This is a genomic window from Rheinheimera sp. (assembly GCF_020217005.1).
GTDB lineage: Bacteria > Pseudomonadota > Gammaproteobacteria > Enterobacterales > Alteromonadaceae > Pararheinheimera.
The window spans coordinates 1-10,000 of the sequence record NZ_JAIWOI010000321.1 but is presented as its reverse complement, the minus strand read 5'-3'; the positions used below and the strand labels follow the sequence as shown (position 1 = coordinate 10,000).

The following is a 10,000-nucleotide window of genomic DNA, read 5'->3' as shown; positions in this document are numbered from 1 at the left end:
TCAGCCATGACAGCGGTAAAGTAGGTTTAGAAGCAGGTTCCAAGCCTGAACTGATGGCTATTTTAGGCATCACAGACAAACCACTGCGTATCGTCTGTAACGGCTATAAAGATTCTGAATTCCTGCGTTTGGCCACCATTGGCCAGATGATGGGCCATCAGGTGTATGTGGTGGTTGAAAAAATCACTGAATTAAAAACCTTAATCCGTGAAATCGACAGCTTAGGTCAGGCCCCTTTAATTGGTATCCGTATCAAGCTGAATTCTGTTGGTAAAGGCAAATGGCAGAACACTGGCGGCGAAAAAGGCAAGTTTGGCCTAACCGCAACTCAAGTGCTGCAAGCCATTGATATTCTGCGTGATGCCGGCAAACTGGACCTGTTGCAGTTAGTGCATTTCCATATAGGCTCGCAAATTGCGAACATTCGTGACATTCACAACGCCATTCGTGAATGTGCCCGTCACTACGCTGAACTGCGCACTTTAGGTGTGCCTATCACGACTGTTGACGTAGGTGGCGGTTTAGGTGTGGACTACGAAGGTTCGAACTCACGTTCTGCCTGCTCCATGAACTACACCATGCTGGAATATGCCCGTAACGTAGTGTACGGCTTAAAAGAAGTCTGTGACGAATACGACTTACCGCACCCGAACATTATCACTGAGTCTGGCCGTGCTATGACTGCACACCACGCTGTATTAATTACTGATGCGATTGACGTAGAACGTGCGCCAGGTCTGGTCAACATGCCAGAACCAAGCGAAGACTCACCAGCTGTGATTTGGGCCTTGTGGGATTCCTATAAAAACGTCACACCTCGTACTGCAGTTGAAGCTTACCACGACGCTGTACATTATTTTACCGATGCCCATGCTCAGTACGTGCACGGCCTGCTGACGCTCAAAGACTGGTCTTTGCTTGAGCAAATTTACTTTGCCACTATCAACAAAGTGAAAAACAAGCTGGATTTATCTTCACGTTCACACCGTGATATTCACGATGAACTGAATGAGAAATTAGCCGACAAGCTGTTCGTGAACTTCTCTTTGTTCCAGTCTATGCCGGATGCCTGGGGTATTGACCAGTTATTCCCTGTGATGCCACTGGAACGGATGAATGAATCGCTTGAACACCGCGCTATTATTCAGGACATTACCTGTGACTCAGACGGTGTACTGAAAAGTTATGCCGACGGTAACGGTATCGAATCCAGCTTGCCGCTGCCTTCATACAAAGAAGACTCGCAGTTCCTGCTGGGTATGTTTATGGTCGGTGCTTACCAGGAAATACTGGGGGACCTGCATAACCTGTTTGGTGACACAGACTCAGTGCATGTGGAACTGGATGACGAAGGCGGCTATCGCCTGACCAACGCCATCAAAGGTGACACTGTGGCTGACGTATTACGTTATGTACAGTTTGATGCCAAGAAGCTGCTTGCCTCTTATCAGAAGCAATTAGCCAAGATGGACTTCAGCCCGGAAATGCAGACCTCGTATTTAGATGAGCTAAAAGCCGGGGTTTATGGTTACACCTACTTCGAAGATTAAGGTAAACTTGCCACTGATCGGATGAGAGAAAAGCAGGCCCGCCTGCTTTTCTTTTTTAAATTAATGATTAGGTGGTGAATCAATGCTGCATTTTTTACCAGCCCCGATACGTGGCTCGCTTTCTTTTCTGCTGTACGTGGTCAATACAATTTTTTGGGCCACTCCAATTCTGATCCTGGCCATAGTGAAATTGCCACCTATTAAAATCTGGCAAACCTGGATCACCTATTTGCTCGACTTCTGCGCCACCAGTTGGATCACTCTAAACAATTTAACCAGCAGAGTTTTCACCCGTATTCGCTGGGATATCAAAGGCCTGGAAAATTTAAGCGTAAAAGACTGGTATCTGGTGATGGCCAACCATCAGTCCTGGGTCGATATTCTGGTTTTACAGAAGGTCTTTAATCACAAAGCGCCGTTTTTGAAATTCTTCCTGAAAAAAGAACTGATTTATGTGCCAGTAATTGGCCTGTGCTGGTGGGCCTTGGATTTCCCTTTTATGCAGCGTTTAACCGCTAAGCAGCTGGTGGAAAAACCTGAACTTAAAGGCACAGACATAGCCACCACCCGCAAAGCCTGTGAGAAGTTTCGCTACAAACCAGTGTCTGTAATGAATTTCCTTGAAGGTACTCGTTTTACTCAACACAAACATGACAAACAACAATCACCTTTTACCCATTTACTTAAACCTAAAGCAGGCGGTATTTCTTTTGTGCTCAATGCCATGGGCGAACATTTACATAAGCTGCTGGATGTGACCATTTGTTATCCAAAGCGCATCCCAACCTTCTGGGATTATATTTCCGGTAAGGTGCACGACATTAAAGTGCGGGTGCGGGTATTACCTATAGATCCTGCACTGATTGGAGACTACGAAGATCCGGCGTTTAGACAGAAATTTCAGGCTTGGGTCAATCAATTGTGGTTAGATAAGGATCAGTTACTGACCGATCTGAAGCAGGGAGAACGGAGCTGATGTTGTACTGGTTACCTGTGATCATAAAGGCCCCTTTCGCCTTTTTGCTATTTAGCTGCAATCTGGCCTTGTGGGGCAGCATCGTCACTCTGATTGGAATAGCCAAGTTATTGTCCCCCAGCGCAAAAACCAGAGCGTTCTGGTCCAAACCTGCTCATTGGGCTTATCGCGGCTGGTCAGCTTACAACAAAGTCCTGATGGAACTGTTTAATCAGGTGGAATGGCAGGTCAGCGGCGTGACTGAACTGAAAAAAGACAGCTGGTATTTATTGATTTCGAATCATAAAAGCTGGCTGGATATTCCGGTATTGAGTCAGTTTGCGCTTAATCGAATCCCTGAACCCAAGTTTTTTCTGAAAGAAGAGCTGAAATGGGTACCTTTTATTGGTTCAGGCTCCTGGGCTTTGGATATGCCTTTTATGAAACGTTATAGCCAGGCACAGATTGCAAAAAATCCGGCATTAAAAGGCAAAGACATTGAAACTACACGTATTTCCTGCGAGAAGTTTAAAGATACCCCAACAACCATTATTAATTTTGTCGAAGGGACCCGCTTCACCGAACACAAGCACAAACAAAAGCGCAGTCCGTTCCGGCATTTATTGCCACCCAAAGCCGGTGGCATAGCTTTTACGTTGGCCAGTATGGGCCAACAATTTCATGCCGTACTGGATGTCACTATACTTTACCCCGACAATCCCGGTCATGTTGCTTTAGACATGCTCTGTGGCCGTTTAAAACGTGTGGTAGTGCAGGTTGAAATACTGCCTGTGGATCATCAGATCATAGGTGACTATTTTAACGATGAAAACTTCAGAATCAGCTTTCAGAATTGGCTCAATCAGCGCTGGCTTAAAAAAGATCAAGCCATAGCGGCTTACCATTCTCCAGAATCATCAAAGTCGGAAAATGTCTTGTGTTAGATCTGTATTTACAGTACTTAGCCAGTTACCTTGGTCTGAACTTAGTGCCGGAACATCTGTCGATGCTGGCCATCAGACTACTGCTGGCCTTGTTGCTATTAAGCTTGCTTTTTGTGCTGGCCCGGCGTTATTTGTTACCCGCCGTAGCCCACTTGCTGGATAAAGTTGACGGCGACTTACAACATCAAACTGAAAAGCAGCGACTACAACTGGCAAGCCATCTGGCGCATTTAGTGCCCGCTGTGGTGCTGATCAGCTCAGCTGAACAATTTTTCCAACATTGGCCAGATTTCAGATCTGCAGTACATTTAGGGCTGTGGATCTATCTGTATTGTTTTGCAGGTATGGCTTTTGCTGCATTGATTAATTTTGCTGCAGCCATCTATAGTGCTGTAGACAGGCAAAGCAATGTCCCCTATCTGGGACTAGCGCAGGTTCTGAAATTACTCGACTTTATTGTCGTTGCTATCTTGGTCCTTAGTACTTTGCTGGGTAAATCGCCGGTGTATTTGCTCAGTGGCCTGGGGGCTTTGACAGCGGTATTATTACTGGTGTTTAAAGACACTATTTTAGGCTTAGTCGCTAGTATTCAGCTGGCCACCAACAATATGGTGAACAGAGGCGACTGGATTGAAATGCCAAAATACGGTGCTGACGGTGCTGTGATTGAAGTGGCACTAACGACGGTCAAAGTGCAGAACTGGGACAATACCATTACTACTATTCCGACTTATGCTTTGATTTCCGACTCGTTTAAAAACTGGCGGGGCATGCAACAATCCGGTGGGCGTCGTATTAAAAGGGCCATCAAAATTGATATTCACAGCATAGGTTTTCTGGACGAAGCGGAAATACAGCAACTGCTGCAACAACAGGTGCTAGAACCATTTTTTGCTACGCAGCAGGCGAAAGACTTATTACAACAACCTCACCTAACCAACCTGAAGCTGTTTCGCCACTACACCCAGTGGCTATTACAGCAAAACCCAAAGATTAATCAGGACATGACACTAATGGTGCGTCAGCTGGAATCCAACGAAGTAGGTTTACCGCTGGAAATTTATTGCTTCAGTGCTGATAAAGTCTGGGCCAACTACGAACAAATTCAGGCCGAGATTTTTGAAACTTTGTTTGCAACACTACCGCTTTTTACCTTAAGTACTTTCCAGCGGATAGGTGGCCGACAGCAGGAGCCTTAGTTTTTATTCGCGCTAATCATCAGATTGCGTGGGGTGAGTTGATAGTCGCAGAATTGTTTGACCTGCACCTGGTAGCCCTGTTGCTCTAAAAACAAGGCTCTGTCCAGCACCAACCACTGCTCCAGAAAAGGCCGGAATAAGGACCGAACCAACTGCATTTTTTGTACTAATAGGTGCCGTTGCTGGCCAAGTTGAAGGTAAGAATTCCAATCGGTGTCCAACGGAATTTGCCATTGGTGCTGCGCCGCAGCCCAGTGTGCAAAAGCACTAAATTCACCACTAAACCAATGTTTAGGCACAGAAGATAAAGGCCGGTAGTCTTTGACCCCTTGCGCAGTCTGATACAGCTCCTGATAAGCCAGGCGCCACAACACTTCAGTATGACGTAACCGCGCGACCCGCTCTCCTGCAGTCACCTGAGCCTGTACCGCCAGTTTCAGTTCATCCCTGCTCAGTTGCCCTAATTTGCTTTGCTGTGCCAAATCAGACAATGCCTGATACTGTGCTGACGCTATTAAATGGTAACAACAAGGCACTATATCCAGCTGTTTTGTGCCCTTTTGACTGGCAAGTTGTAACAAACGCAGATGCAAATCACCACAAGCATGTAAAGCCACCACCTGTTGCGTCGTCTTCAGGTGTTTTGCCGTATCGTCAGCAAGCACATCAGCCTGAATAAAGCCTTGCTTTAGTCTAAGGTTTTTCGCCTGTAGTTCACCATCTTCACAAAGAGCTTGTTGCCACTCCAGACTAGTTACCTCACGTTCATGGCCAAAACAGAGCCAACGTCCTAAATGCCCCTTACCGGCACACCACTCCAGTAATGGTAAATGACTTTGTTGCATCTCTGTCGCAAAGGCCTGAATTTGCTCCAGTTTACGCCCCTTGATATCGCGACTAAACCAAAATGGTAGTTCGGTAGTCTTTGCTGTATTCCTGCTGCCAGCGGCTGACTCAAAAGGGCTAAATTGGCTCAGTTCCGGGAAAAACTCAGAAAAACAACGGCGCCTATGTACTTCATCCTGATCCAGTCGCGCTATTTCCGCTAACGTAAGCGAAGTTAAATACTGACCTATTTTAGTTTCAGCCCAAGGCAACACAGTGTAATGAAAAGGACTGAAGCGCCAGAACTGCTGATACTGAGTCAGCACCAAATCCAACTGCAAAAACTGTTCAGACAAAAGCTGAGGCATAAGCGGATAACATATCTGTAACCATTTAAAGTATTGCTATCATAACACCAGAAGCCATCAAAGCGGCTTGCGGTTGTGAGCAGTATTTTATGCTGTAGCACCAGACTTCAACTGGCAACACAGCTAAAAATAATGCACACTCAGCTACATTAGTATGAGCCGATAAAGAGATATTCAGGTGACAGAACTCAAGCGCATTATGCACGTGGAAGACGATCCTTCGATTCAGGCTGTAGCGAAAGTTGCGCTGGAAGTGGTAGGGGGTTTTATTGTGGAAACCTGCAGTGGTGGAGAAGAGGCATTAAAGGTCTTTCATAGCTTCGCACCTCAGCTGATCCTGTTAGATGTAATGATGCCAGGTATGGATGGACCCAGTACCTTAAGAAAAATGCAGGCAGATTTTGATTTAAGCCAGATCCCAGTGGTTTTTATGACAGCCAAAGTGCAAGCCAACGAAATTGAATCCTACAAAGATTTGGGAGCAGCAGATGTAGTGGTGAAGCCTTTTGACCCTATGACCTTGTCCGACCAAATCCGTGAAATCTGGCAAAAGTTACAGTAACAGCAAGAGTCAGAGCTAAAGCTCTGACTCTTTATTTAATCTAAAGCCGGGATAATAAGTCCAAGGCATTCTCTATTTAACCAATAAATCAAACAGATAAACCAGTCTATTGCAGTAGCTTAGGTCTTTGCCCGCTGAATGCGCATATCAAGGCGCTTTGTTGTGCGCCCTGGTCTGTGGTTGGATAAAGCAAGGCTCAGAGGTACGAACAGATGCTCGTGCAGCAGCGCACATCCCGGGTACAGGTTATCTACTCCTTATCTGTATCTATCCGCTGCAGTTCCACCTGCTCAAACAACTGCTGTAAATCCTGCTCATACTGCTGCATGTCTTTCCCCTTTCCCAGATAAAAAGACAAAGGCAACATTCTTGAGTCGTACTGCAAGCTGCGGTCAAAAGGTGATGGAGGCATGACTAGTCCGGCCCACTGCCCGGAATTGACAAGTAAAGCCACAGCAAAAGCAACAGAGGCCTGAGCTCGCAGTGGCCAGTGGGTTGCCAACCATAAGTTGCCACTAAACAAAGCAGCTAATATCAAAGTGTACCCCACCACCTCAATCACCTGGGCTAAACCAGAACCATCCAGATTAAAACCCAGCCAATAACAGAATGCCCCCCAGACTGCACTGCTGGCCAGCGCCGCATAAGTTAAACTCAGCTGAGGTAAAAAATGACTTTCCTGCTGGTTAAATCTGCTCCAGAGTGCGAGCACTGCCGGCCAGATACAAAACATCAGCAAGTTTTTGGGGATATCGGTCAGCCGTAAAGGCCATAAATGCTCTACTTGTTTAGGCAAGGTCAGCCAGATTTCCACTATTTGATCTGCAGCTATCACCAGGGCAAACAACAGAATAAAAAACCAATGTCCCATCGCCTGTAATTTTTGTCCCACCACGCTAAAAGGCAAAGTGGCTGCCACAGGATGAGCGTCGTCGTACAGCCTCAGCGCTTGCTCCCCGAGCCAGCACAGTTCACCGGATCGCAACTGTTCTTTTGCGACCACAGTCTTGCGACCGGCGACAAAACTACCGTTCACAGAACTTAAGTCTTCCAGCCACCACTGACCTTCGTCGTCCTGCGTCAGTTTTGCATGGTAAGGGCACACGTGTTTATTAAATAAAATCACATCGTTATCAAAGGCACGACCTAAGGTAACCAGAGGCTGCGCGAACTTGTGTCGTTCCGTGACTTTTTGCTGCTTGTTCAGCACTTCTACTATTACTGCCATACCACAGCTCCAATAAACTTGTGGCTGAACTCCAGCGCCATTTTTTGATCGACGCCAGCCAAAGTAAAGTGACTGATAACACCTTGCTGCTGATGGTCTAAAGAAGCTGAAATGTAGGCCACATCAAAAAGCTGCGGATAATTACGATAAGCCCGCAGGCAGAATATGGCTTTTGCATGCTGACCTTCGGCCGGCCTTATCAGTTGATTTTGGCACGAATAAGCTGTGACATCGTCTTCACCAGCTCTGTTGTCCGCGTTCATTTGGTCAATGCTTTGCTGGTAGCGGCGGAAAAACTGCAATGGGTGTAGCTCTTTGGCCTGGATCCATTCAAACTGCATTTCAATGCGCCCGGTACTGAACTCGGAGGATAAAAAGATTTCTTCCGGCTGGTTACAAAAGGCGTTCACTCTTTTGATATCGTCTTTGTCTTTTTCCACATTAGAAGTACCCCAACACCGGATAAAAGGCACTATCTCATCAGGTACCCTGGCTGGCCCAAAGTTCTTCAGTTGCCAGTCCGCCTGCAGAATTTGCTGAAACATGGCTTGCTGATTGCCGATCAACTGCTGCTGAATATCCTGCTTTAAATCCGCCACGGGCGCTTTAGCCAGCAACTTTTGCAAGGCTGCAGCCGGGACTAAAAACCCCAAATCGTTGCCCGCTGAGGCCACGTTGACCCCTATCACTTCACCAACTTCATTCACTGCAGGGCCACCACTCATGCCGCTGTTAATAGCACCGGTAAAATGGACGCGGGGATAAAAACTGTGTTTCTGTATGCCATTATAGGTGCCAGGTACCACTATTAATCCCAGATCATGTGGATTCCCCAGAGAATAGACAGCAGCGCCCTGGACCGGCGTCTGCTGCTGTAACTGAAAACTCTTCGCCGCTTTATAGTCTGCTTTTAGCAAAGCTAAATCATTCACCACATCCACAGCCACTATCTCGAGTTTGCCTTTTTGCTGGTTCTGCGCCAGAAACTCCAGCTGATATTTTTGCGGGAATAACACAGCTTCCGAAACGACATGGTAGTTAGTCACGACAAGCGCAGGGTCTGCCAGTAAGAAACCGCTGCCTATAGCTGATTTAGCACCTGAGGCATGCTCCAGCACTTTAATTTGCAGTAATGCATCGGCATAATCGGCAAAAACTTTTTCAGCAACAGCAGCACTGTAACCAGGGGCTGAGCAACAGCACAGAACCAGCAACAACAAGCTGGTCCATGTTTTTTGCAGCATAGGGAGTCCTTTCAAATCAGACGTTAATACAACAAGCTATAGAGTTTGCGTCTGTAACTGGACGCTAAAGGCTCACCTTTAGGCAAAGTGGCCAGAATATCCAGATAGAGCTTTTTCGCTTCACCAAAGTTCAGATCCTGCTTCAATATTTCATAGAGCAATGCCAAAGCTTCAGCGGAACGCTGCACCTGATGGTACTGCACGGCCAGTTGCTGCTGCAGCTCTTTATTCGTTGGCTCTGCAGCTAATGCTTGCTCAAGCGCTTTGATTTCAGGGCTGTCGGCCGCTTGCTGAGCTAACTCCAAACGCGCTTTGACACTCTGGTACAAAGCATCCTGATCAGCCATTAATACGGTGGCCAGCGCTTTTTCTGCCGCTTCCAGTTGACCGAGTTCTACCTGTACTAAAGCCAGATGCAAGCGAATATCCACTCGTTCAACAGCCAGTTCATTGGCTTGTTTGAGCAATGGGTATGCTTCAGTCCAGTTTTGTTGTTCCAGTAAGGGCATAGCCTGCTGTAACAGCATATCTTCAGGCTTAGGTAAGAACGCACTTAAACGCTGCAAAATAGCCTGTTCTGGTTCTTCGCCGGCAAAACCATCCACTGGCTGACCTTCCTTAATAAACAGCACTGTAGGCACTGAACGCACACCAAAATGGGCCGCCAGTTGCTGTTCCTGATCACAATCCACAACGGCTAATGTCAGCGCATCAGGATAACTTTGCGCTATACGCTGCAGCACCGGGCCTAAATTTAAGCAGGCCGGACTACGCTCAGAATAAAAATAAAACATTACCGGCTGGGTAAAAGACTGCTCTAACAGTTCACGGACATTTTCAATGGAAACGGGCTTGATATTGGCTGACACAACTCACCTATTTTTATTCGAACCGGACAGCTCCGGTTTTATGCAAATGCTTTCAAGCACTATGTGGCCGGGGCATTAGATTTGCAAGTCGGGTTGTGGGTATTGGGGGCTTGATACCAGAATAAGTTCGTTTGCATTTCAGACAAATCGCACGATTTAATCACTTCAACCATTTCACTCAATAAACTATACTGCTAGTGTAATTCCAGAGCTGGAGCTTATTGATGCAAACATTAACAGCAAATGACGCCAAACG

9 protein-coding genes are annotated in these 10,000 nt (G+C 46.6%); 5 read left to right on the top strand and 4 right to left on the bottom strand.

The genetic code is table 11. From position 1 onward, the window contains the following. The 4 genes from speA to LDL40_RS15670 all read left to right on the top strand — a co-directional run. Positions 1–1,550 (top strand): biosynthetic arginine decarboxylase (gene speA / locus LDL40_RS15685; RefSeq protein ID WP_300996391.1); only part of this gene is annotated, 1,550 nt, incomplete at its 5' end. An 82-nt stretch (positions 1,551–1,632) separates the two neighbouring features. Beyond that, positions 1,633–2,526: an acyltransferase gene (locus LDL40_RS15680; RefSeq protein WP_300996390.1), complete on the top strand. Its 894-nt coding sequence runs from the start codon at positions 1,633–1,635 to the stop codon at positions 2,524–2,526. Then, the gene (locus LDL40_RS15675; RefSeq protein ID WP_300996389.1) at positions 2,526–3,449 is read left to right on the top strand and encodes an acyltransferase; all 924 of its coding nucleotides are present in this window, start codon (positions 2,526–2,528) and stop codon (positions 3,447–3,449) included. Before LDL40_RS15680 ends, LDL40_RS15675 begins: the two co-directional genes overlap by 1 nt. After that, positions 3,443–4,648, top strand: a complete 1,206-nt coding sequence (locus LDL40_RS15670; RefSeq protein ID WP_300996388.1) for a mechanosensitive ion channel family protein — start codon at positions 3,443–3,445, stop codon at positions 4,646–4,648. Before LDL40_RS15675 ends, LDL40_RS15670 begins: the two co-directional genes overlap by 7 nt. Here the strand turns inward: LDL40_RS15670 and LDL40_RS15665 are convergent. Further along, complete coding sequence (locus LDL40_RS15665; RefSeq protein WP_300996387.1) at positions 4,645–5,841, bottom strand: methyltransferase; 1,197 nt, start codon at positions 5,839–5,841, stop codon at positions 4,645–4,647. The genes LDL40_RS15670 and LDL40_RS15665 overlap by 4 nt on opposite strands. A 178-nt stretch (positions 5,842–6,019) precedes the next feature. Between LDL40_RS15665 and LDL40_RS15660 the strand changes: the two genes are divergently transcribed. After that, positions 6,020–6,403, top strand: a complete 384-nt coding sequence (locus LDL40_RS15660) for a response regulator (RefSeq protein WP_300996386.1) — start codon at positions 6,020–6,022, stop codon at positions 6,401–6,403. A gap of 250 nt (positions 6,404–6,653) precedes the next feature. Here LDL40_RS15660 and LDL40_RS15655 read toward each other — a convergent pair whose 3' ends face one another. Genes LDL40_RS15655 through LDL40_RS15645 form a run of 3 tightly spaced genes read right to left on the bottom strand, consistent with a single transcriptional unit; the run spans position 6,654 to position 9,744 of the window. Next, on the bottom strand, positions 6,654–7,631 hold the full coding sequence (locus tag LDL40_RS15655) for an FHA domain-containing protein (RefSeq protein ID WP_300996385.1): 978 nt from the start codon (positions 7,629–7,631) through the stop codon (positions 6,654–6,656). Next, positions 7,622–8,875, bottom strand: coding sequence for a serine protease (locus LDL40_RS15650; protein WP_300996384.1), 1,254 nt, complete (start codon positions 8,873–8,875; stop codon positions 7,622–7,624). Before LDL40_RS15650 ends, LDL40_RS15655 begins: the two co-directional genes overlap by 10 nt. 23 nt (positions 8,876–8,898) lie before the next feature. Then, entirely contained in the window at positions 8,899–9,744 is an 846-nt protein-coding gene (locus tag LDL40_RS15645; RefSeq protein WP_300996383.1) for a tetratricopeptide repeat protein, read from the bottom strand. Positions 9,745–10,000 lie beyond the last annotated feature (256 nt).